This window comes from Patescibacteria group bacterium (assembly GCA_018819405.1).
GTDB lineage: Bacteria > Patescibacteriota > Patescibacteriia > UBA1558 > GWA2-36-10 > XYD1-37-29.
The window spans coordinates 216,571-238,150 of the sequence record JAHJQF010000001.1 but is presented as its reverse complement, the minus strand read 5'-3'; the positions used below and the strand labels follow the sequence as shown (position 1 = coordinate 238,150).

Annotated in this window: 21 protein-coding genes and 2 tRNA genes; 4 read left to right on the top strand and 19 right to left on the bottom strand. The window is 38.7% G+C overall.

What is annotated here, in order from left to right:
* Positions 1 to 57: 57 nt before the first annotated feature.
* The 9 genes from KKH39_01140 to KKH39_01100 form a co-directional block, all read right to left on the bottom strand.
* Entirely contained in the window at positions 58 to 2,610 is a 2,553-nt protein-coding gene (locus KKH39_01140; GenBank protein ID MBU1202637.1) for an AAA family ATPase, read from the bottom strand.
* Between the two features lie 372 nt (positions 2,611 to 2,982).
* A complete protein-coding gene (gene rnc, locus KKH39_01135) occupies positions 2,983 to 3,675 on the bottom strand; it encodes a ribonuclease III (GenBank protein MBU1202636.1) in 693 nt (230 codons plus the stop codon).
* Positions 3,676 to 3,679: 4 nt separating this feature from the next.
* Positions 3,680 to 4,543: a transcription antitermination factor NusB gene (gene nusB / locus KKH39_01130; GenBank protein MBU1202635.1), complete on the bottom strand. Its 864-nt coding sequence runs from the start codon at positions 4,541 to 4,543 to the stop codon at positions 3,680 to 3,682.
* 1 nt (position 4,544) lies between these two features.
* Positions 4,545 to 4,742, bottom strand: coding sequence for a 50S ribosomal protein L32 (rpmF, locus tag KKH39_01125; GenBank protein MBU1202634.1), 198 nt, complete (start codon positions 4,740 to 4,742; stop codon positions 4,545 to 4,547).
* A 382-nt stretch (positions 4,743 to 5,124) separates the two neighbouring features.
* On the bottom strand, positions 5,125 to 6,987 hold the full coding sequence (locus KKH39_01120) for a VanW family protein (protein MBU1202633.1): 1,863 nt from the start codon (positions 6,985 to 6,987) through the stop codon (positions 5,125 to 5,127).
* Between the two features lie 5 nt (positions 6,988 to 6,992).
* Positions 6,993 to 7,205 (bottom strand): hypothetical protein, encoded by a 213-nt coding sequence (locus KKH39_01115; GenBank protein ID MBU1202632.1) that lies wholly within the window; start codon positions 7,203 to 7,205, stop codon positions 6,993 to 6,995.
* A gap of 1 nt (position 7,206) precedes the next feature.
* A complete protein-coding gene (locus KKH39_01110) occupies positions 7,207 to 7,650 on the bottom strand; it encodes an Hsp20/alpha crystallin family protein (protein ID MBU1202631.1) in 444 nt (147 codons plus the stop codon).
* Positions 7,651 to 8,086: 436 nt separating this feature from the next.
* Positions 8,087 to 8,163, bottom strand: a tRNA-Val gene (locus KKH39_01105).
* A 12-nt stretch (positions 8,164 to 8,175) separates the two neighbouring features.
* Positions 8,176 to 8,262, bottom strand: a tRNA-Leu gene (locus tag KKH39_01100).
* A gap of 176 nt (positions 8,263 to 8,438) precedes the next feature.
* Between KKH39_01100 and KKH39_01095 the strand changes: the two genes are divergently transcribed.
* Positions 8,439 to 8,984, top strand: a complete 546-nt coding sequence (locus KKH39_01095) for a hypothetical protein (protein MBU1202630.1) — start codon at positions 8,439 to 8,441, stop codon at positions 8,982 to 8,984.
* 66 nt (positions 8,985 to 9,050) lie between these two features.
* On the opposite strand, the gene trpB is transcribed toward KKH39_01095, so the two are convergent.
* Positions 9,051 to 10,250 (bottom strand): tryptophan synthase subunit beta, encoded by a 1,200-nt coding sequence (gene trpB, locus KKH39_01090; GenBank protein ID MBU1202629.1) that lies wholly within the window; start codon positions 10,248 to 10,250, stop codon positions 9,051 to 9,053.
* Positions 10,251 to 10,512: 262 nt separating this feature from the next.
* Between trpB and KKH39_01085 the strand changes: the two genes are divergently transcribed.
* Positions 10,513 to 11,079: a YdcF family protein gene (locus KKH39_01085; GenBank protein ID MBU1202628.1), complete on the top strand. Its 567-nt coding sequence runs from the start codon at positions 10,513 to 10,515 to the stop codon at positions 11,077 to 11,079.
* On the opposite strand, the gene KKH39_01080 is transcribed toward KKH39_01085, so the two are convergent.
* From KKH39_01080 to ssb, 4 genes are all read right to left on the bottom strand, one after another.
* Positions 11,070 to 13,562, bottom strand: a complete 2,493-nt coding sequence (locus tag KKH39_01080) for a lamin tail domain-containing protein (protein ID MBU1202627.1) — start codon at positions 13,560 to 13,562, stop codon at positions 11,070 to 11,072. The two genes, KKH39_01085 and KKH39_01080, sit on opposite strands and share 10 nt — an antisense overlap.
* An 88-nt stretch (positions 13,563 to 13,650) precedes the next feature.
* Entirely contained in the window at positions 13,651 to 14,148 is a 498-nt protein-coding gene (locus KKH39_01075) for a hypothetical protein (GenBank protein ID MBU1202626.1), read from the bottom strand.
* Positions 14,149 to 14,228: 80 nt separating this feature from the next.
* A complete protein-coding gene (locus KKH39_01070; protein MBU1202625.1) occupies positions 14,229 to 14,912 on the bottom strand; it encodes a C39 family peptidase in 684 nt (227 codons plus the stop codon).
* Between the two features lie 244 nt (positions 14,913 to 15,156).
* Positions 15,157 to 15,588 carry a single-stranded DNA-binding protein gene (gene ssb / locus KKH39_01065; GenBank protein ID MBU1202624.1) on the bottom strand — a complete coding sequence of 144 codons (432 nt, stop codon included), beginning with the start codon at positions 15,586 to 15,588 and terminating at the stop codon, positions 15,157 to 15,159.
* A gap of 289 nt (positions 15,589 to 15,877) precedes the next feature.
* Here ssb and KKH39_01060 point away from each other — a divergent pair, with 289 nt between their 5' ends.
* Positions 15,878 to 16,222, top strand: a complete 345-nt coding sequence (locus tag KKH39_01060) for a hypothetical protein (protein MBU1202623.1) — start codon at positions 15,878 to 15,880, stop codon at positions 16,220 to 16,222.
* Here the strand turns inward: KKH39_01060 and KKH39_01055 are convergent.
* Positions 16,219 to 16,830: a ribonuclease HII gene (locus KKH39_01055; GenBank protein ID MBU1202622.1), complete on the bottom strand. Its 612-nt coding sequence runs from the start codon at positions 16,828 to 16,830 to the stop codon at positions 16,219 to 16,221. The genes KKH39_01060 and KKH39_01055 overlap by 4 nt on opposite strands.
* Positions 16,831 to 16,864: 34 nt before the next feature.
* Between KKH39_01055 and KKH39_01050 the strand changes: the two genes are divergently transcribed.
* The gene (locus KKH39_01050; protein ID MBU1202621.1) at positions 16,865 to 17,488 is read left to right on the top strand and encodes a hypothetical protein; all 624 of its coding nucleotides are present in this window, start codon (positions 16,865 to 16,867) and stop codon (positions 17,486 to 17,488) included.
* 457 nt (positions 17,489 to 17,945) lie between these two features.
* On the opposite strand, the gene KKH39_01045 is transcribed toward KKH39_01050, so the two are convergent.
* The 4 genes from KKH39_01045 to KKH39_01030 all read right to left on the bottom strand — a co-directional run bounded on the left by KKH39_01045 (position 17,946) and on the right by KKH39_01030 (position 20,885).
* On the bottom strand, positions 17,946 to 19,175 hold the full coding sequence (locus tag KKH39_01045; GenBank protein ID MBU1202620.1) for a Glu/Leu/Phe/Val dehydrogenase: 1,230 nt from the start codon (positions 19,173 to 19,175) through the stop codon (positions 17,946 to 17,948).
* A gap of 131 nt (positions 19,176 to 19,306) precedes the next feature.
* Positions 19,307 to 20,260: an FAD-dependent oxidoreductase gene (locus tag KKH39_01040; protein MBU1202619.1), complete on the bottom strand. Its 954-nt coding sequence runs from the start codon at positions 20,258 to 20,260 to the stop codon at positions 19,307 to 19,309.
* 6 nt (positions 20,261 to 20,266) lie between these two features.
* Entirely contained in the window at positions 20,267 to 20,590 is a 324-nt protein-coding gene (gene trxA, locus KKH39_01035; protein MBU1202618.1) for a thioredoxin, read from the bottom strand.
* Between the two features lie 34 nt (positions 20,591 to 20,624).
* Positions 20,625 to 20,885, bottom strand: a complete 261-nt coding sequence (locus tag KKH39_01030) for a metal-sensitive transcriptional regulator (GenBank protein MBU1202617.1) — start codon at positions 20,883 to 20,885, stop codon at positions 20,625 to 20,627.
* Between the last annotated feature and the right edge of the window lie 695 nt (positions 20,886 to 21,580).

Below are 21,580 nucleotides of genomic sequence, written 5' to 3'. Positions count from 1 at the left end.
TTTTTGTCAATTATAAAGCCCGCCGCGTAAAACGCGGCGGGCTAAAAAATCTATATATTATTGAGCTATTTCATCAGCCTGATCAAAACTCATAGACAATAACTTTGATACTCCATCATCTCCCATAGTCACCCCATAGATAATTTTTGATTTGTGCATTGTGGCTCGATTGTGAGTAATGGCTACAAATTGAGTTTTGGCCGATAATTCTTCTAAGATTTCTGCAAAACGCATAGAGTTGGCTTCATCTAAGGCTGCATCTACCTCATCTAAAACCACAAATGGCGAAGGACTATTGGCAATAATAGCACAAATAAGAGCAATAGAGGTCAGTGCCTTTTCTCCACCTGAAAGCATATTGATACTGGCCAATCTTTTACCTGGCGGCGTGGCTTTTATCTCAATACCATACTGTCTTTTAGTTTCTACTTCTTCCTCATTTTCTTCCTCGGAATTTTCTGATTCACCAGCTTTATTTACTCTGACATCTTGGATGTCCAAAATAAGTTCTGACTTACCACCATTAAATAATTTTTTGAAATACTGATTAAATAAATTATTTATATTTCTAAAACTCTTGTCAAACTGCTTGGAAATAGCCTCTTCCAAATCCTTAATTACTTTTTCCAAATGATCTATAGCTTGAAGCAAATCATCGCTCTGCTCTTTCAAAAAATTATAACGCTCTGATACTTCATTATATTCCTCCAAAACCATTTCATCAATTCCTCCGATAATGCTCAATTGATTTTTTAAACTATTTATTTTTTCTCGGCTTTCTTCTACATTGATTGAGTTTGTTTTTTTGAGTTCAAAAACACTGAATTCTTCTCGTATCTCACGCTCAAGCTCTTCTTGTCTGGTTTCCAAACGAGCCAATTCTACTTTTATTTCATTGAGCTTAGAATTTTTTTCATTAAAGTTTGCTTGTACTTCACGAAATCCTTTTTGGGCTTGCACCAAAGATTGCCTTTTGTCTTCCTCAATTTTATTAAACTCTTGGATTTGTTTTTCTATTTCTGAGAGTTGTTTATTTTTATCTTCTATCTTGGTGACAGTTTCTTCCAGTTGTTTAGAAGTATCAGACTTATCTCCAGCCAATCGTTTAGCATCGGACTCTAATTTTTTTAGTTCTTGCTCAGCACGCTCTATTGCTTCTTTTATTTTATTATCTTCGCTTTCTAGGACTGCTAGCCTAGTGCGAGCTTCACTTATTTCCGCTACCAAATTATCCTTACTGGAAAGCATTTTATTGAACTCGTTTTGCCAAATCTTGCGGCTATCTTCTTTGGATACTTTTATTTTACTAAATAAAGCGTTGACTGCTTCCGTCACCTGATAGCAGGCCTTTTTCAAATCTGGCAAAATATCAATAGTCTCCATTCTTTCCAAAAGCTCCTGAAAACTAATCTGTTTTCTCAAAATACCTTCTAATTTTTCACGCATTTCTTCAGGAGAAAGCTCACCATTATTCAAAAGCTTATTTTCCAGCTTGGAAAACTCTTCCATTATTCCTTGCCGCTTCTCTTCTAACTGCTGGAGATTGTCTTTGGCAATCTTTAGACTAGTTTGTTTTTCTGACAAAATTAGTTTGTCATTATTGATCTGATTTTTTAGCTCCTCTATCCTCGCTTTTAGCCAGACAATGTCGGATTTACCAGATGACATTAATTTTAAATCGGCCTGACCTTCCAAAATTGTTTTTTCTTTTATCAGTATAGATAACTCACTTTGAGATTGGGCCAATTTTTTTTGTAATATTTCAAAATTATCCTGACGAGATGAGGATTTTTCTTCTTTGTCCAACTGGGTCTGAAGGTCTATTAATTCTTGATTCAAATCTGCTACTTCTTTTTGTAATTTATCAAATTCTTCTTTTTTAACTTTTAAGTCATCATTGATATTGTTGGTCAGAAAACTATAATAGCTTGTTTGTATTTCTTTGAGTTCCTCTTCCAACTTTTCTCTTTTTTCCAACCTCTTTACCTGACGAGTCAAACTACGCAGTCGTGGATCAAGCTCAGCCAAAATCTTGGCACTTTGTTCAAGATTTTCTTTGGAGCCTTCCAATTTATTGATAGCCTGATTTTTTTTGATTTGAAATTGTTTGACACCCGTTGCTTCATCAAAAAATTCTTTTCTCTCCTGACCAGATGACACCAATATGGAATCAATCATGCCTTGACCAATCACGCTATATGTTTTTTGACCAAAGTTAGCCTTAGCCAAAAGTAATTGGACGTCAAACAAACGAACTTTATTGTTGTTTATCAAATATTCACTCTCGCCACTTCGCTCTATCTTTCTGGTAATAACAATCTGTTCATAATCAAGTTCTGCCTGGCGATCAGAATTATTAAGATATAAACTAACCTCGGCATATCCGAGTTTATTTTTCTTATCAGATCCGGCAAATATGACATCCTCTGATTTTTTACCCCGAAGAGTTTTGATACTTTGTTCACCTAGTACCCAACGGACTGCATCAGCAATATTTGACTTACCACTTCCATTTGGACCGACAATTGCTGTCATGTCCCGATTAAAAATTAAAGTGGTCGGATTAGCAAATGACTTAAAGCCTTGAATTTCCAGTTTTTCTAAATACATACAATAAAATAAAAACGCTTGAATTAGCGCTATTATTTTAGCATATATTTTGTTTTTTTTAAATTCGCCCCGTCAAATAGCGCAAAGTGGAAACAATATTATTGCTATTTGATGTAAGAAAAAAGAAAGGTCCCCGACCTCTCCCGATTATTAGATGTTTTCGCCAAAAACACCCAGTCGAGAGAGGTCCGAGGACCAGAAACCGTTGTAGGACGATGGGGGGGGATTGTGAGATTGGAGGTGTCCTTAGGCCGCAAAGCGACTCAGTTTTGCAGGCCTATCCTGACAACGGTTGTGGAGAAGATCTATTATATATTAATAATAGCAAAAAATAGAAATATTAAAAAGCCCCTGTGCTCAGGGGCTCTGTTTCTACCATTTTTTCTTTTTTATGGCCGCTGTAGCGGCGGTGGTTTGAGCCTCTTGTTTACTATAACCCTCGCCCTTGGCAACCAGTGTTTTTTCTAGATATACTCCTACTACAAACTTTTTATTATGATCTGGTCCGGATTCTGAAATAACACGATAATGCGGAGTGACGCCCTGCTGCTCCTGAGCCTTTTCCTGAAATCTAGTTTTGGGATCAATATATTCTTTATCTTTTATAATTTTTGACAGTTGTGATAATAAATATTTTTTTATAAATTTATCAGCTGTTTTATACCCCCGATCCAAATATATAGCCCCTACTATAGCCTCAAAGGCATTGGCCAATATATATTGCCTAGCTTTTTTATTGGTATCCTGAGACTCGCCTTTGGAGAGATACATAAATCTATGGACGCCAAGCTCTTCAGAAATACTAGACAACCTATCACCATTTACCAAAGAGGAACGCCAGTTGGTCAATATGCCTTCTGCCTCACTATAATTGTTGTATAAATAATCAGTTACTACCAACTCCAAAACCGCATCTCCCAAGAATTCTAACCTTTCATTGTGATCAAGTCCAAAATTTTTGTGCTCATTTAAATAAGACCTGTGTACCAGGGCTGATTTCAAAAAATTAATATCTTTAAATTTTACGTCTAATTTTGTTTCCAAAACGGATAAATTTTTTTCCATGTTTTTACTTTAAACCGATTTTTTCCAAACCTTTATTAAAAATATCTTTGGCATTTTCATAGTCTATCCTATCTAATGCTTCTGACAAAGGGAACCATTTTACATCTTTGAGCTCGCTTACTTTAGGCACGACAATTTCTGTGTCTTTGGTCTCAACTAAATAATATTTAATGAGTTTGCGATATGGTTTTTCATTTGGCTTATGCACTTTTACTTCTGTTTCACCCAAATAGCCATTACTATCTAGATTTTGTAAGCCTGTTTCTTCAGACAATTCACGTAGTGCTGCCTCTTCTTCATTTTCCCCTGGCTCAATACCGCCTTTGGGGAATGTCCATTTGCCATAGGCATCCATGATAAGCACAAAATAATAACCATCGTCTGTCTGACGATAAATCATACCGCCGGCTGATACTTCTTTTATACCTTGGCTGGGCAAATCTTGCTTTTCCCCATTTTTGACCATTTCTTTGTAAATACTGCCCAAAACTCCGTTTACGAATTTACCACTTGAGTCACCGCCAAAAGCTTTGGCCAGCTCAATTGCTTCATTGATTGCTACTTTAGGTGGTATATCTTCTTTGAGTTTTAATTCAAAAACACCAATACGCAAAACATTTCTGTCTGTCATTGTGATTTGATCTATTGGCCATTCAGGAGCAAATTGGGCTATTAGGCCATCAATCTTTTTTTGATTTTTGACAATGCCATTTACCAATTCAAAAGAAAAGCCCTGATCATCAAAATCAGGAGCGAATTCTTTTTTTATATACTCCAAAATCTCTTTCTGGTCTTTTTTTCCTTTTAGAAAATCCCACTGAAAGAGCGTTTGAAGAGCAATTGTTCGAGCTAAGTGTCTATTAGCCATTTTATTTTTGTTTGTTTCCTCTGCCTTTGGCAGCTACTTTTTTTGTTCCTTTATAATATCCGCATTTGGGGCAAGCACGGTGAGGCATAATGCTTTGACCACAGTTGCTACACTTTGTAGTAATTTTTTTGGTTAGTGCGAAATGTGATGCTCTTTGTCCGCCTTGAGATTTTGTCCTTTTCTTTGTTGGTGTACTCATAAATGTTTTATAAAAATTAATGTCTATGATAATAGCCCAAAAATCTACTCTAGTCAAGAAATAAATATCAGGGCAAATTTCAAAAAACTGCTTTTATTATAGCATATTTTAACCGGCTTGACAAAGATAAATAAATGTGCTATTATTCCATGTTACAGAGTCAGTAAATTATTTTGGTCAGTAAAAATCTGTGTTTTCAGGCAACTGTGTCCACGACAAGCATGGGGATCATCTCTAAGATTAAATTTGGCTCTGGCTCAATTTTTTCCAGAGATGATTTTCTTGGGCACAGTTGTCTGGAAATAAAGATCATAAAAATATAAAGAAAATTAACCCTGCACCATACGGTGCAGGGTTTTAGTTTGCAATAATTTCAAAATTGTTATTCAGCTGGAGTACTGGTAGCTGTCTGATTTTCTTGCTGCTCGGCCAAAAGCTCTTCTTCAGTCACCCCGAGTAAACAGACTTCTTGCCAAGGTATATAGTGACTATAAAAAGTAGTTTCTACCGGCTCTGGTTGCTCTGGATACTGGACACTATAATTAAATTTGGCGTCAGCGCCATAATGAGCCCTTTCTGTACACTTTGTCTGCCCCGGCTCCAGGTCAGTAGTTTTTATTATTTTCTTTTCTGGTGGAGCTACTATATTGTATATCTCCGGCTCGGTAGCAATAGCTACACGACCATCTTCTGTTCCCCAAAAATCAAAATAAAGTTTAGTACCCTCTATCCTAGTTTGAATTAAAATATGTTTGCCTGTATCATTTTTAAATTTAAAGTCAGGCCAAGGACTATAGATAGTAGCGTCAGTTCCTGCTGGCTCATAATAAGAAACCCGATATGAATGATTTCTTCTTTCGGTGATTGGCAAACCAGTACCTAAAGCTGCTCGAAAAACGGTTGTCCCAATTTGACAAAGACCTCCACCGTATTCAGGAATAGTTTGATTACCTTTTATAACTAGCTCCTGCCTATAACCATGTTCACCATCAATTTCTCCCAAAGCAGTAATGAGAGAAAACTCCTCATCTGGTTTTATAAGCATACCGTTCAAAGTATCAGCTCCTACTCTAATATTATGAATACGATTGACAGGACTACCACTAAAATCAGATTCGCCAATGCCGATAATCTCTACGATTCCCAAATCATTAACATCTTGATTATCCACTTTTGATTCGGCTACCTCTACCACAAATGGCACCTCTAGTTCTCCCGGATTATTCAAAGTCCCTTCCATTGATTTTAGAGTATCCTCTAAGTTTATGGTCAGACCATCTTGACTGCTGACAAACTCTGCTACCTTACCATCTACCAACTTAAACTTTGCATCTTGCACCGGTATTTCTATTTCATCCTTCATACCAACTTCTTTTATATATTCAGCAAAAAGATTATTATCCAGTCCAACATAAAAATCATTAGCTCCTTGTTTTAATCTTAACCACTGGCGCCAAATATCATTTGGTATATTCCAATCTCTTTCTTCATAAGTCAAATAAAAATCTCCTCGTTTAGAAGTGCTGGCTACTTTATCCTTGTATCTTTCAAGCACCTCTTTGCTAATAGCTGGCTTATCGGCTATCACCAAAAGGTCTATCTGACTACTCATCAGCTGTTGTATCTGATCCTTGGTCTCTGCTAGAGCTAGCTGATAATCAAAAGTTTGTCCAATGCTTTCTTGAGTAATACCTAAACTACCATCTTCCTCAAAAAAATAACTGGCTTCTTTCTTTTCTAAAAGTAATTCTTTAAAACTATTTTCTAGTATCTGTTGATTTTGCTCCTTATCCCATTTGTAATAAATAGGAAAGTCTCGCCCCTTGGTCAAGGTTGCCAATTTATTAAAAAAGTTACCAAAGCTTTTATCATTTTGGAAACTAGTCACTTCCAAGAGAGTTTTTTCTACATCCCAAGATACCAGCCAAGCTAAACTGTCGGCTCCATCTATAGCTGCAATATTTGGATATATGGTCACTTCTTTATTATTTGCTTTATAAACAAAGCCACGGCTATTTACAAAATCAATTCTTTTATCCAGCTTGGCTCTGGCTTCATCTACAGTAATACCACCAATATCTACTCCGGCCACTGATATACCTTTTAATATCTTGCCTTGGTAGCTATTTTCCACATAAGCATAGGCTCCAAAAGTTCCACCAACTAGAATTATAAAAATAGCTACGGGAATCCATAACCATTTTTTTGCGACGATGGATTGTTTATCAAAAAATTTTTTTTCCATAATAATTATTCATCTTCATTTAAAAGATCATTCAAAATCTTTTTACTTTCTTGATCTGCTAAATTATTTTCACTAAAAGACAAAAAATATTCCTGACCTTGTTTTAAGTCTTTGAAAAAAAGTGCGGCATCAATAGATATCTCCTGACCAGATTCTGTCCTAAAAAAATTTTTGCCCTTATCCTGATGATCAAAAAATACTTTTTTATTGTCCAACATTTTAATTTTCGTCTTTTACTTTTATGTTTATATCTTTACCTTTGGTTTTAGGTAAGGTGATAGTCAGTACACCGTTTCTAATTGTAGCTTCTATCTTGTCTTCCTGAACATCAACTGGCAATATAATAGAACGAGAAAAATTACCCCAATAACATTCTTGATAAAAATAGTCCTGCTCGTGAATAGTCTTATCCTTTCTCCTTTGCCCACGGATAGTGATCATATCACTGTCAAAAGAAATATCTATGTCTTCTGGCTCCACACCAGCAATTGTAGATTTGATGTAAATATTATTTCTATCTTGATAGACATCTACTGAAAGCTGTCCTTCTTCCTCCAACTCATCATCATAAACATCTTCCACATCTTCAAAATCAGCATCGTCCTCTTCAAGCTCCTGGTTTTCCAAAATTTCCACTTCTTTTTTATTTTTCTTTTTTAGCATCTTTTTATTTTTAAGCTATTAAAAGTACTTATATTATATGATTTATAAGGATGTTTGTAAAGAAAGAGCCCTTTACAAAATAACAAAATAATTATATATTATGCTATACTAAAAATATAAGCGTACAATCCACAACACCAATCCAAAATATAGATTCAAAGCGCAATGGTGCGCTTGATTATAAAAAAGGAGCGGGGTATCAGATGAAGGGGTGACCTAACAGGGAAATAGCAAATCTCTTCGAGACAAAGAGCTCTAGCCAGGGAATGTCATTTACTGGCTGGAGCTTTTCTTTTTGTAAACAAAAAACAGACTGCCTAATATCTGCTATATATAATCCCCCAACTACGATCGGAGCATTTGACCTTGGCTTTTTCTATGCATTATTATGGTCGAAGACCATAAGCGAAGTTCTGCAAAGTAGAACGGAGTCGAATGGTGGGTATGAGAGGACTCGAACCTCTGACCTCTACAATGTCAATGTAGCGCTCTAACCAGCTGAGCTACACACCCAATATTTCAATATGGTACCGGGGAGAGGACTCGAACCTCCACACCCTTTCGGATACTAGCTCCTAAGGCTAGCGTGTCTACCAATTCCACCACCCCGGCACAAAAAATAAATTATATAATAATAACAAAGCTGATTTTACAATAATATATCTATTTAGTCAATAATTTTATATCATTATAATATTGATAATTTAGTTATTTTGTGATATAATACTATGATATATTTTTCTGATTTCCCCCGTGTCACTGTCCACTCTCTCAGGAGGAAATGTCCAATGAAGTCGCTCTTTTTCATCACTGTCGTCTGCTTACTGCTGACCGCCCTGCCGACCCTAGCTCAGTCAGGACAACCTGGCCAGCCCAAGCTGAGCAACCTGCCCGATGAAAATTTCATCAGCGAATGCGAAGACTGGTTCCTCGGCCGTTACGGCGAGGACTTCTCGCAGGCCTTTGCCGCCCGCTTCGGCTACGGCACTGGTACACTGACCGACCCCGGCGGAGAGCAACACTCCTTCACCTGGTTTGCCTTCACCAACACCGACGCCTACCTGCAGTTCTACGTGAACTGCAACATCAACCAGGCGGTGGCCAGGGAGCTGCGTAGCATTATCGACGACTTGGGACGCAAATGGGAAACTATTTGCTTCGGAGAAAACAACTGCTGGATTAGCACCAGCAACTGTTGGATGCTAAACGATGCTGACGAGGCTCGTTCGAAAAATTACCACTACATGCACGTCAGTCTAGGCTTGACCATCGCCAAGATGGTCGAGAACACCAACTTCATCAACAACATGACCGTCGTCGGCTACTACCAGTAGCCAAGCTGCTAGGATAGTAGAGTTGCTCAATAGCAATTCTACTATCCTATATTTTTTATTCAAAAATTAAATGCCCAACTTTTTAACTACAAAATCTATATCTTTATCTCCCCGACCAGAAAGATTAACCAAAATATTTTTTCCTTTACCTAGCTGCTTGGACAGCTTCCTGGCAAAAGCCACGGCGTGAGCGCTTTCTAGAGCCGGAATAATTCCTTCTAATTTTGACAGCTCCATAAAAGAATCTAGACATTCTTTATCACTAGCCAATTCATATTTTATCCTTTTGATATCTTTCAAAAAACTATGTTGTGGACCAACACCGGGATAATCAAGTCCCGAAGCAATTGAGTAAACTGGCTCTGGTTGTCTTTTTTTATCTTGAAGCAAATAAGTATACATGCCATGGATATTTCCCGGCTTGCCCAGAGTCAAGGTAGCAGCATGATCGCCAGGATTGAGAGAGCGACCGCTTGGCTCTACTCCATAAATATCAATTTTTTCATCTTCTAGATAGGCCGAAAAAAGACCAATAGCATTACTACCTCCTCCCACGCAAGCAACCAGAGCATCGGGATCCTTGCCGACTAAATCTTGAAATTGTTCTTTGGCTTCCTCTCCTACTATTCTCTGAAAATCTCTGACCATCATTGGAAAAGGATGAGGACCTACTACCGAACCAATACCAAAAAATGTATTTTGTGGATCTTTAACAAATTCATTAAAAGCGCTGTCTACTGCATCTTTGAGTGTCTTGGTGCCCATCTTAACTGGCACAACTTTTGCTCCCAAAATTTTCATTCGGATTACATTGGGAGCTTGTTTGGCAATATCAATTTCCCCCATATGTATTTCACAAGGAATACCAAGCACTGCCGCGGCAGTGGCTAGTGCCACTCCATGCTGGCCAGCTCCAGTCTCGGCTAATAGTTTTTTCTTGCCCATGCGTTTGGCAATGAGCGCCTCTCCCAAAGTATGATTTATCTTGTGCGCACCAGTGTGATTGAGATCTTCTCTTTTAAAGTAAATTTGGGCGCCACCTATTTTTTTAGTCAGATTTTTAGCATAGTAAATTGGGCTAGGACGACCCACATAATTTTTTAAAAGATATTTTAATTCATCCTGAAAATCTTTTTCATCTTTTATCTTTAAATAAAAATCAGCTATTTCATCAAAAATTGGCTTAAGCTCTGGAGGAATTATCTGACCACCATACTCGCCAAAATACCCATTTTTATCGGGATTAATATCATATTTTTTATTCATATTATTATAATTTAAATTAATAAAAAAATCGCCTGTGAAACCGACGATATCAAAAACTTTTTAAATACACAAAAAATCAACTGATACGCCAGCTTCTAAAATCTTTCCACCAAGCTAAATTGTGCATTAAATAATTACTCATATTTTCATATTAAAAGTTATTGGCTTTTTTGTCAAACTAGTTGACTTATTAAATATTTTGATTTAGTATAAGCAGTTCGCTATTTGATATTTTCCCAGACCTCGAAAGGAGGTGAAAGACATGAAATTCTGGAAGTGGTTTGAAAGACGTTTTGCTGTTACCGACGACGTACTACCCCCTACACCGGCCGATGTAATCATCTGCATCGGAATCGATGTATTCAAAGACGGCTACAGTGCCAGCCCCTCATCCAGAGAAGTGGCCTACAAAGGTCGTGAACTTTTTTCCCAAGGCTACGGCCGCAACATCCTTGTTTCAGGAGGCTACCACTTCAAGGGGCTCAGTGAAGCCAGAGCTATAGCCGTCATTCTGGAAAAAGGTGTGCCTACTGGTAACGTTTTCCTAGATGAAATTGCTGACCGTACTTGGTTCAACGCTTCAGAATCTCTCAAGCACATGCAAGCTCACGACTGGCAAACAGCCGTGGTTGTTGCCCACCCCTGGCACGCCCGTCGTGTCAAAGCCACTTTCAAGAAACGTTGGAAAAACAGCGACTACAGTTTCGCTGTTGTCAAAGCCCGATCCGCCTATGGAAACGGATCACAAAAAAGGCTGGACAATTTCTGGCTCTTTCTTTTCTGGGACACTCTAGCCTTTGTCTTTTCCAAATTCAAAGGCTACGTGTGAGAGCGTTCGGTCAGACCGGACGCTCTTTTCTTTTTGACAAAAGCTATCAAACCCAAAATAAAAATAGCTACTATTAATAAAAATAAAATATTTTTTACACTCTTGCCTCTATTATCAACTACCGCCTGATTTGTCGAGCTGACAATTCTCATTTCTTCGTCTACACTCTCGGATATTTTTTCTCCCAAGACCTCTTGCGATACCAAAATATCGTCAATAGTAAAAGGCGTCATCTTAAAACCACTGTCTGTTTCTGACAATATCCCCGAGGCTATTACTTCACTGCCTTTTTTTATTTCCAAATCCGCTAGAGAAAAAGTAGTATATACTCTGATGTTTGACTCGCCACCTTCTTCTGTTGACAAATAAATATTTTTACCACTTTTTTTGACCACTATTCCTTTGACGCTGACAAAACTACCCAAAAAATCACTGTCCAAATCATCTGTACTAATTGGCTCTGGTTTTTTAAAGTTTATTTTTTGATCATTGGACCAGATCTGATCAGCTGATTTTATTTTTATCCGTGGCAAATCATCAAGATTGGATATTTGTCCTCTTAGTGTAGCCACTTGACCAGCTGATAAGGCTGGCCAGTCTTTATAATAATTATAAATTTCTACAAGCTCAGCAAAATTAATTTTTTCTCCGTCAAAATCTGCCAGATAAACACTGCGCGTATTTTTATCCGCCTTATTTAATACCACACCCTGTATCAAAACATCATTATTTTTTTCCAAATTTTTTATTTCCAAAACCTGGTACATTATTTCCGGTTCTGGGATATTTAAGTTTGGACTAGCTGGTGTGGGGCTAGCTACAAACCATTCGCTGTTTTCCATGTCCCAGGCATAAGTTTTATCTTCCGGTATTTTTTCATACATTACTTCCTGCCAAATTTTTCCGTCCGGCCTTATCAAACGGACAGAGTCCGAAGAATTGTTCAAAGTTATTTTACTATCTTGTCTGTAAACAATTAAAAAGCTATTAGCCTTTATGGTTGTGGTAGCAAATTGATATGGCTTGGACCCTCCCTCTGCATCGTCTATGCTCCAGTCAAACAAATTTATATCATTATCCGTAGCATTGTACAGCTCAATCCATTCATTATCATCACTGCCTTTGGGATTGGGCATTATTTCTGAAATTATCAAATCATCCTCAACCAAATTTGTTTCAAAAATTTTTTCTTCACTTTGTACCTTCTCTACTTCCGTAATATCCTGACTTGTCTCATTTATAGGATAAATATCTATGACAAATTCTGCCCTATCACCAAGTCCCTCAGGATCAGTTACGGTCAATACTATTGTATAATGTCCAGCTTGTTCAAATTTGTGAGTCAAGCTGGCCTTGGAGCTGGTCTGACCATCCCCAAAATCCCAGAAATAGTCCAAATCTTCCCCTTCTGGGTCACTAGAGTTTTCCCCCGAAAAACTAATCTTTTGGCTAATATTAAAAGTTCCTTCTGCCAAAATCTGGGCAATTGGAGCCTGATTTTCTACTATTTGATTGGCTTGGCCAGGAGTAGGATTTTTGGTCCAGACAAAACCACTATCACTTCTGGCATAGCTTCTATTTTCCAAAGCCGGACCATTATACTCTACTCTTTCTTGTAGTATTTCTTCTGGCGTATATAGCCTGACCGAGTCTGTACCAGAATTATTCAAAGATATGCCACTTATATTTTTATAAACCACTAAATAGCTATTTGGTAACAGCCCTAAATCAATACCCGCGTCTTGATCTAATGTAAAGCGCCGGCTAGAATCATCGCCTAGTACAAAGCCAGATAGGTCAATTATTTCTGGGCCTAGATTATACAATTCAATCCATTCATTGTCGTCGCTACCTTCTGGATTAGGTAAAAATTCTGAAATTACAATCTGCGACCAATAATTTATTTCTGGTTCACTATCCTGACTAGGCTCATCTGTTTCACATTCTTGGTTGGCAACACCAGGACTACCTCCTAACAAACAGGATTGTTGCCATGTCTCTAAAATTTTCTCCAGAGAAAAGCCATCGCCCCCTCCCCAACTAGCATCATAAAAACTTTCTATTAAATACGACTGACCATTGTCAAAACTCAGCCCAATAGTAGAACTACTATTTGGCAAACTCATCACTGTATCAAAAACAGTACCATTAAAATCTGGATAATCAACTAAAAAATTCTCAGCGTTGTCGGCCAAAACAAAATATTCTTGAGAAGCAATAGTAGTGGTGCCTTGATATAGATTAATATTATGATTAGCCCCATCAAAAAATCTCCAGGTACTGCTAGCTACCACATCTTCCTGTCCAGAATTAAAAATTTCAATCCACTCATGACCACTATCAGCACCAGAGGCGTCATACATTATCTCTGAAAATAGCAAATCGCTTTCACTGGCTTCAACTTTTAAAGTCAGCGTGAAAAAACAAATTAGAATCGTCCAAAGGACGGCCCCGATAAACGGGAAAATCACTTTTCTTTGCATATTTAGTTTTTAATTATAATTATTACACAAATTTTAAAGTCACTAACATATTATTAAGAATTTCTCTATTTTCTTCACTATGCTATTTCTATTTAAAAAAATTTATAATTGTTTCTTCTGTTTCTATACACTTCATAAACTCCTGATAATTTGGGGCGTCTGGCTCGGGCATCGCGCCAGTGCTACAACCTTGCTTCCACAATAGCTTATCTTTATAAGCGTGAAGTGGATAAGTCCCGCCAGCATTACAAAATGCCTCTGGCTCAATAGTATTAAAACTCAAAAATTTTTTGTTACTCCAATTATAATAATTTGGTGTTATTATTGTCAGTAGTCCGCCCGGCAACTTCAAACTCTTTATACTACCCTGCTCCGTCAGTAAAAGAAATTTATTAAATTCTTCATTGGGACAAGATTTGTCAAATGATTTTTCATTTGGATCAATTATTTCTTGATACAAAGTAAAATTTTCTACCATCTCTATTGTATTGTTTTTCTTTTTCTTGACTAACAAAAAATAAATAATAACTAAAATAATTATTATCAAAAAAATTATTAAAATTTTTAGTGCTTTTTTTCTACTCATAAAATATATTTAAACTATAAATAATTATATCATAATAAAGATATGGGGGGCGAGTTAAAAATTTGACTCGCCCCACTAGGCTAACGCGAGACAGAAAAATATGTTCTGCCTTGAGTTGCCCAAGAGGCATCAAAAGCGGCTATGGAATAGCTGCGATGATTGCCACGGGAAGAGCCCGGATCATTGATGATCACGTTGCCATTCCAGCCAACTACAATGGCCCAATGAGGATACCCACCGCTTGAAACCAAGTTGCCGCTCTTGATCATCACCCCGACTACACAAGGTTTACCGCTAGCAACTATATTGATCAGTTGCTCTAGCGTACTGCAAGCGGGATATGAAGTGCGCAATTTATGTTTCTGTTCCAGTAGCGTTTTCAATCGATAAATTGAGGTATCGCAACCATTGGCCCGATTATAGCAAGAATTGCCAGTATAGTTTGCCAACCAGACATTCTGAGCTGTAATTTGACTTGAGTTGACTGGGCTATTATTAAAATAGCCACCCAACATGACAGCACAAGTCTGCCCACAGTTTTTGGTGTTGAGCCAATCTCCAGGCGGAACCTGCGTGAGAAACGGAACCCTGAGCGAGAATGAATAGGGTGGATAAGCTTTCTCCGCCTGCTCACTTGGGCTGGCAACGACTTGCTCCACCTCAACGGGAGACACCACTCCCGCTTCCTCGCGATCACAGCCAATAAGCCAAAAAGTGACCATGGCCATAATCAACAAGCTGAGCCAACACACTTTACCTTTCATGACCCTCTCCTTTTGTTTTGTGGGAACCGGTGACCAAAAACTAGAATGGACTAGTGCTGTTTTCCTCCTTTGGTTTTGTCAATGAACATCGTGGTTAGCTTTTTGCACGAACACAAAAAACTAACCTAGGACAATTTAGCTCTCCCACCAAAAAGATGCTCCCTGAGACAGAAAAATCGCTTTCTTCTAATTGTCTTATTGAAGGCCTGAAGATACAGGCAAACTTCAGACCTTGAAAAGACAATTAATTATCGTCTAGCTCTATAGTCTGTACATCAACATCCTCTCTAGCTGTTTCGTCACCAGTAACAGTTTTTTTGTTGCTGCCACCTAGCATTATCAAATCACTAGCCACAATCTCTGTGGTATATCTTTTGTTTTTATTTTTATCTTCCCAAGAACGATTTTGCAAACGCCCTTCCAAAAAAACCTTGGAGCCTTTTTTTAGGTAGGTATTGATAATATCTGCCAAGTGCCCCCAAGCCACAGCCCGGTGAAAATCAGCCCTGGTCTTTTTTTCTTTGCTTTGCTGATCACGCCAAACATAATTGGTCGCAATCTTAAATACTGCTAGATTTTGCCCGGAGGGCAATGTCCTGGCCTCTGGATCGGCTACTAAATTGCCGATTAGACTTACTTTGTTTAAGTCCATAATCACTTTTCCTTTCCTATCCACATATTGTGGAATTACTAATAAATATTGACAAATCTCTCAATTTGTCGTATGATTCTGTTGAGACTAACCTAGTTAGCTCTCAAAATCGCTTTTCTTCGCAAAAGCCCCCACAATGTGGGGGCTTTTGTATGTATAGCCGTCTCTCAAAAAATAGACGGCTTTATTTGTTCTTCTATCTTACAACAAATTTATTTTGTCTGTCAAGAACTTGCTCAAATATTTTTTCTATGTTAATAAATATTAGTGTCCTGCCCACTTCGTACAACAAACTTTCAGACAGGAGAAAAACATGCACCGTCTAGTAATAATAGAAAGCCCCTTTGCCGGCACTCCCGAGGAAGTACAAGCCAACATTCGCTACGCTAGAGCTTGTGTCCTTGATTGTCTCAAACGCGGTGAAGCTCCTTATGCCTCGCACCTACTCTATACCCAAGAAGGCATCTTAGACGATACTGTACCCGAACAAAGAAGACTTGGTATTGAAGCCGGCTTGGCTTGGGGACACCAAGCTCAAGCCACTGTAGTCTATATTGATCGAGGTATTTCCGACGGTATGATCCAAGGTATCATCCGAGCAATCAAAGAAGGTCGCGTAGTAGAACCTCGCTCTCTCAACGGAGCAGGCTCCAACTAAATCTTAGCCCTTGTAGTATCAAAATACGCAAGGGCTGAATTTTTTAGAAAGCTTTTTCTATGAATTGGTGACAAGCCATGTCTAGAGATTGCTTCAAAATGTCTTCGAGTACCATAGCCTTTGTGCAGCCCAAATTCATAATGCGGATAATTTTTATCTATATCCATCATCAATCTATCACGATATACCTTAGCCAATATCGAAGCAGCAGCAATTTCTTTGAATTGACTTTCACCAGACTTAAAAAAATTTATATTTTTCAAAACTGTTTCCCCTCCCCCCACATAATCAGCCACCACATCATTTGTTTTACCAAAATATTTTCCTAAATCTTCTACAATATCGTGAAATAAAAGTATATTGGCTCTTTGAATGCCATATTTATCTATAAAATTATTATCATACATCCTGACTGACCAAATAAAATTTTTGATAATTGGTAAAAATAAATCCTCTCGCCTCTTGAGGCTAAGTTTTTTACTATCATCTACTAAATCCAAAATTTGCTTTTCCCTTTTTGAGCCACGAAAGATTATACCAGCCGCTACTATTGGTCCAGCCAGTGGCCCGCGACCAGCCTCGTCTATTCCGATGATATATTTTGACATAATAAAATTATATAATTTTTGACAGAAAAAAGAAATGCTGGGTATAATTAAGATGGAAGTCGCGAACATTGACACCAAGGAGGGAATGATGGCTCAACTGGACAAAAATTACCTTATAATCTTGCCCCTGACTGACGGTTACGATCACCTCAGAGAACTAGACCAGGAGGAAACACTTGTTTTTTCTGATGAAGAAAAAACTACCCAAGATACTAGCTGCCCGCCAGACTGGTTTGACCTGGAAGAATGCGGTCTACCGATTTTTCCGGAAGACACTTATGACCGTAATCTAAACGGTCTAGACGACCTCATTGCTATAGAACCCAGTATGGATGAGGTATTGGAAATGTTTGTAGAGTCCATAAGTGATCCCGAAACAAAATCGGAAATGACTGCTCAAATAATGGCCAGAGATTATTTGCTAGAAATATACCAACCCCCAAGCGAGCTAGACTTTCTCTACGAATTTGACCTTGGCCAAGCCTTTGCCAACTGTCCCAAAGTTGTCTGCCTCAAAAGCTACCTTATATTTCACTGTCTAGACGATCTGCCGGAGACCAGTGAAAACGGATTCCACTTATTGCAAGGTTTTGATCTAGATAAGGTGCTGACCAGCAATCCATTTGCTGTCACTTGTCGGCAAGACCTACCATCATAAAAACACCGAACCTCTCCACGGAAGCTCGGTGTTTTACTTTTGACAAAAAATATAAGGCTGGTTATAATCTTATAACTGACTACCACTATTATCTTTAAGGAGGTGCCCTATGGGCGGTTGTTTTGGAACCGGCGATTGGTACGAAACCGAAGGCAGAGATGATCTCGCCGGCATTCCAATCATGGGATCTAATGGACTTCATCACCCAATCCCGAGGAGGCTCCCCATGAGCAGGTGCCAGTGTGGCAAGGAAAGTTGCAACGAAAGTTGCGGATGTTTCCAGTCGAAGAAAGAGCCTCTCTATGAGGCTGCCCCACCGCAGCAGGATCCCCGTGATCCCCGCCCCCGCCAGGATCCCGAGCCCGAACCGGACAACAACTAGGCGCCACCACAAGCGCCGCAACAAAAAAGCACCCCTTGCCATGTCTTGGGGTGCTTCTTCTTTTTATATAAAAATTTAATTTCTTACTTTACTAGCTGCTTCTATGCGACGAAGAGCCGAAATAAAAGCGGCTGTCCTTAAATCAGTTTTATATTCTTTGGACATCTCTAGTATTGTCTGAAAAGACGGAATCATCCTTTCTTTGAGTTCACTATCTACTTCTTCTTCGCTCCAGTAGTTGTTAGAAATATTTTGTAACCATTCAAAATAAGATACTGTCACCCCACCAGCATTAGCTAGTACATCTGGAATCAACATAATACCTTTTTCAAACATTATTTCATCAGCTTCAGGAGTAGTCGGACCATTAGCCAATTCCAACACAATCTTGGCTTTGATGTCGTTGGCATTATCTTTGCTGATTTGGTTTTCAAGTGCAGCTGGCACTATCACATCAACATCCAGTGCAAAGAATTCTTTGATATTTATATCTTTGGTACCAGCTAATCCAGCCAAAGAACCTTTGTCTTTTTTATAATTTTCAGCTTCATCAATATCAATGCCTTTGTCATTGTAGACAATGGACTTGGAATCAGCCAAAGCTACTACCTTATATCCTGCCTCATGCAAAAGATGAGCCATAGTTGCTCCGGCATTACCAAAACCCTGGATAGCTACTTTAGTTTTTTTTGCTTCCAAGCCAAGTTCTTTTATTGCTTCCGTCAGGACATAGAATCCACCCATAGCCGTAGAAGTACCGCGTCCTTTTGAGCCGCCATATTCTAGAGGCTTGCCAGTTACTACGCCTAGACTGGCCTTGCCTTCCAATTGAGAAAATTCATCAGCCATCCAAGCCATAATTTGTGGAGTGGTATAAACATCTGGAGCAGGCACATCTTTTTCTGGCCCAATCACTGAGCGAAAGGCTCTAATCCAAGCCCGAGATAATCTTTCAATTTCTGAAACTGACAAAGATTTTGGATCTACTATCACTCCCCCTTTGCCACCGCCCATAGGGATGCCAACTACCGAAGTCTTAATAGTCATCCAAAAAGCCAATGCTTTTACTTCGTCCAAATCAACTTGGGGATGAAAGCGAATTCCTCCTTTGTATGGTCCGCGAGCAGAATTGTACTGTACTCTATAGGCCTGAAAAATTCTAAGACTTCCGTCATCCATTTTGACAGGTAAAGAAGCCATTACTACCCTTTCTGGAGAAGACAATCTCGACAACACGTCTTTGTCGAGGTTCATAAGCTTTGAGGCTTTTTCCAGTTGCCTCATTGCATTATCATAAGCATTCATAACTATACATTGTCATCCCGGACTTGATCCGGGATCTACTTAATGATTAAAATAATCGACTAAATCCTGAAGTGCCCACCTGCCACCACACTGCCATCAGGCATGTCGGGCAGGAATTCAGGATGACTTGGCTATTTCTTTGGTGTCCAGTCAGGGACTATCGGCTTATCACCCTGCAAATATTTGTAAGCTTGCAAGGCTGCTTTGGATCCTTCCCCGGCTGAAATCACCGCTTGTTTATAAGTAATATCAGTAATATCACCAGCCGCAAAAATACCTTTAATATTAGTCTCATTGTCACGGCTAATAATAATTTCTTTTCTGTTTGTCATGTCCAAACCAAGATTGTCCAACCAACCCGTCTTGGCCACATGACCAATCTCTACAAAAATACCTTCTACCTCTATTTCTTTTTGCTGACCATCTGCGGTCTCATAAACCAACTTCTCCACCCTGTCTGTGCCTTTGACTTCTTTGGCCGCGGCATTGAAAATAATTTCTACATTTTCGGCATTGTTGACGTGGTCAATCAAAACCTGCTCACCGCGAAAAGCATCTTTGCGAACCAACATATACACCTTTTTGGCTAGCTTGGAAGAATACTCCGCAGCATCAAGAGCTGAATTACCCCCACCTACTACCACTACATTTTTGCCTCTATACAATGGCCCGTCACAAGTAGCGCAGTAGCTGACACCTCGGCCGGTCAATTCTTTTTCACCCGGCACATCCAATGTACGCGGTGTAAGACCAAAACATAAAATAATTGTTCTAGCGCCAAGCTTTTTACCAGTGCTAGTTTCCAGCAAAAAATTATTGCCGTCTTTGGTTATTTTTTCTGCTCCTTCAAACAAAAATTCTACACCGGTCTTAGCCGCCTGCTCTTGAAATTTTTGTGACAATTCCAAACCGCCAATTGTATTAAAACCAGGATAGTTTTCTACATCATCAGTCAAAGCAAGCTGACCGCCAACATCTTTGGAAATGACTAGGGTCTTGAGAGCACGACGAGAAGTATAAATTGCCGCTGTCAGTCCTGCTGGGCCAGCCCCGACAATTATTACATCATAATTTTGTTCTGCCATAATTATTTATGAATGTTTTTTTATAAGATCTAGAAGGACTTCTTTGCTTTGAAGACCAACCATATTTTCTACTACTTCACCGTTTTTAAAAATTTTTAAAGTCGGGATACTCATCACGCTAAAAGCCTGAGCAGTAGCACTATTTTGATCAACATCTAATTTGGCTACTTTTACACCTTCTTTATCTTTTAGCTCATTGGCTACCTCTTCTATAATCGGTCCCTGCATTTTGCATGGTCCGCACCAAGGCGCCCAAAAATCTACTAAGACTACACCTGAAAATGATTTGACTTCTTTTTCAAAAGTCTGATCTGTAAGTTCTAATGGCATATTTTTTATTATTAATTATTTTACAATTAAATTATTATTTTAAATCAAATAAGATATTAATTAATTTGGACAATTGTTTTTTATCAATCACCTTTTTACCATCATAACATCCACTGACTTTATCGTCCACCAAAAGCTTACTTAGAGAATCCATAGACGCCCTAGCTGCTTTTACTACTCGAATGATTTCTTCAATATCACGTTTTTCATTGTACATTTTTTCTACCGACCGAATCTGGCCTTCAATCCTATGAAGTTGAGAAATTATTTTTTCTGGACAACAAGCTTTTTTCATTGATTTAGCTAAATACTTATATACCCTATGGGGGTATACTATCATATTGTCCAAAATGTGTCAAGAAAATAAGTCTGCCCCAGTTCCCCGCCTGCCGTGCCGGCTATGGCGGGCAGGCAAACACTGGAGCTTATTTATTGTCTAAGGTTAACTAAACACCACGTCCCGCCCCGTAGCGACAGACCACTGTTCTATTTCAGCCCTGATATGATACTATCCCTTCAAAACTAAACTATCCTCACCCAATACTTGATATTGAGGTCTGTCGATTATGGGGTCAAATAAAATAGCCCCACCAACCGAAGTCAGTGGGGCCAGCAGGGAAGAAGTTCCTCCGAGTATGTCCTCGGACACCCTCCGTAAAGGATGCTGGGCGCGAACCCCTTACCCTAGCTCTCTCACTCAAAAATTACCATAAAGAACTAAATTCTGACTATAAGGTCAAATTACGCTTTAGCTTTCACGGCTTTGACTTTTATAGCCACAGCAGCCAAATCAGATATCCTTTTTATCCAAACTAGACGCTAGGGCCATATTGGCCAAGATATTTCAAAGAATCCTTTTCTTATATATCTTTTTATGAGGATTGTCAAGAAAATAGCTACGCCCCAGTGTAGCTCACAAGTGTTTGTTTATTGTCTGAGAGGCCAAATAGCTCCGTAGCGGCCTATTTAATTTGGCTAATATTTGTGTAT

Coding starts and splice junctions, on each gene's coding strand:
- KKH39_01140 (MBU1202637.1), bottom strand. CDS start 2,610: ATGTATTTAGAAAAACTGGAAATTCAAGGCTTTAAGTCATTTGCTAAT.
- rnc (MBU1202636.1), bottom strand. CDS start 3,675: ATGGAAAAAAATTTATCCGTTTTGGAAACAAAATTAGACGTAAAATTT.
- nusB (MBU1202635.1), bottom strand. CDS start 4,543: ATGGCTAATAGACACTTAGCTCGAACAATTGCTCTTCAAACGCTCTTT.
- rpmF (MBU1202634.1), bottom strand. CDS start 4,742: ATGAGTACACCAACAAAGAAAAGGACAAAATCTCAAGGCGGACAAAGA.
- KKH39_01120 (MBU1202633.1), bottom strand. CDS start 6,987: ATGGAAAAAAAATTTTTTGATAAACAATCCATCGTCGCAAAAAAATGG.
- KKH39_01115 (MBU1202632.1), bottom strand. CDS start 7,205: ATGTTGGACAATAAAAAAGTATTTTTTGATCATCAGGATAAGGGCAAA.
- KKH39_01110 (MBU1202631.1), bottom strand. CDS start 7,650: ATGCTAAAAAAGAAAAATAAAAAAGAAGTGGAAATTTTGGAAAACCAG.
- KKH39_01095 (MBU1202630.1), top strand. CDS start 8,439: ATGAAGTCGCTCTTTTTCATCACTGTCGTCTGCTTACTGCTGACCGCC.
- trpB (MBU1202629.1), bottom strand. CDS start 10,250: ATGAATAAAAAATATGATATTAATCCCGATAAAAATGGGTATTTTGGC.
- KKH39_01085 (MBU1202628.1), top strand. CDS start 10,513: ATGAAATTCTGGAAGTGGTTTGAAAGACGTTTTGCTGTTACCGACGAC.
- KKH39_01080 (MBU1202627.1), bottom strand. CDS start 13,562: ATGCAAAGAAAAGTGATTTTCCCGTTTATCGGGGCCGTCCTTTGGACG.
- KKH39_01075 (MBU1202626.1), bottom strand. CDS start 14,148: ATGAGTAGAAAAAAAGCACTAAAAATTTTAATAATTTTTTTGATAATA.
- KKH39_01070 (MBU1202625.1), bottom strand. CDS start 14,912: ATGAAAGGTAAAGTGTGTTGGCTCAGCTTGTTGATTATGGCCATGGTC.
- KKH39_01060 (MBU1202623.1), top strand. CDS start 15,878: ATGCACCGTCTAGTAATAATAGAAAGCCCCTTTGCCGGCACTCCCGAG.
- KKH39_01055 (MBU1202622.1), bottom strand. CDS start 16,830: ATGTCAAAATATATCATCGGAATAGACGAGGCTGGTCGCGGGCCACTG.
- KKH39_01050 (MBU1202621.1), top strand. CDS start 16,865: ATGCTGGGTATAATTAAGATGGAAGTCGCGAACATTGACACCAAGGAG.
- KKH39_01045 (MBU1202620.1), bottom strand. CDS start 19,175: ATGAATGCTTATGATAATGCAATGAGGCAACTGGAAAAAGCCTCAAAG.
- KKH39_01040 (MBU1202619.1), bottom strand. CDS start 20,260: ATGGCAGAACAAAATTATGATGTAATAATTGTCGGGGCTGGCCCAGCA.
- trxA (MBU1202618.1), bottom strand. CDS start 20,590: ATGCCATTAGAACTTACAGATCAGACTTTTGAAAAAGAAGTCAAATCA.
- KKH39_01030 (MBU1202617.1), bottom strand. CDS start 20,885: ATGAAAAAAGCTTGTTGTCCAGAAAAAATAATTTCTCAACTTCATAGG.